Annotated in this window: 1 pseudogene; it reads right to left on the reverse strand. The window is 61.1% G+C overall.

Annotation, left to right across the window (positions count from 1 at the left end):
- Positions 1–808 (reverse strand): annotated as a pseudogene (locus HMPREF2791_RS12100) (hypothetical protein); the annotation flags it as partial.

Consider the following 808-nt stretch of genomic DNA (forward strand, 5'->3'; position numbering starts at 1 on the left):
CTTGGTTTCCGGCTTGGTTTCCGGCTCGGTCTCGGGCTTGGTTTCAGCTGCCTGCTCCGCCTTCACAGCGTCTTTCGCAGCCTGCTCGGTTTCCTCCGCCTTGGCGATAGCCTTGTCTGCCGCAGTCTTAGCGGCCTCGGCCGCCGCCACAGCCGCATCAGATGTCGTTGCTGCCTGAGCCTTGCCAGCCTCGGCACTCGCGTTGGCTGCTTCCTGCTCTGCCGCTTCGAGGTTCTTCTTCAGCTCAGCCTTCTTCGCCTTATCCTTAACCTTGTTGATCTCCTCCTCAGCCTTGGTCACCGCAGCCGCCGCGCGCTCCGCATGGCCCTTCGCTGACTCCTGCGCTGCCGCCAACGCAGCAGCCTCGGCTGCCGCGGAATCACGCTCTTCCTTAACTACCGCAGATGCAGCGGCCTTGAGCTCTTCGGCGCCTTCGACCACCGAATCTGCCGCGGACTTGGCCGCTGCCGCTTCAGTTTTCGCCTGCTCACCAGTTCGAGCTTCCTTTGCGGCCTTCGCAGCATCTCGTGCAGCTTCAACCTTCTTTGCAAGAGCATCTGCCTTTGCCTGCAGCTCGGCCTTCTTCTCAGAGTCCTTGACCTTGGCAATTTCCTCCTTGGCGGCCTCCAGCGCCGCCTCCGCCCGAGCTACGTCGGCCTCAGACTTCCCGACAGCGTTCTCACGCTCAGTAATGGATTCCTGGGATTCGAAATCAACCTTGAGGTCAAGGAGTGCGTCCTCGTACTCGATCGGCTCGTAGAAGCCGATCAAGACCTTCTTGGCGCCCTCCTCGGTGAGCGTTGTTTTC

Source organism: Corynebacterium sp. HMSC034A01 (assembly GCF_001838175.1).
Taxonomy (GTDB): Bacteria; Actinomycetota; Actinomycetes; order Mycobacteriales; family Mycobacteriaceae; genus Corynebacterium.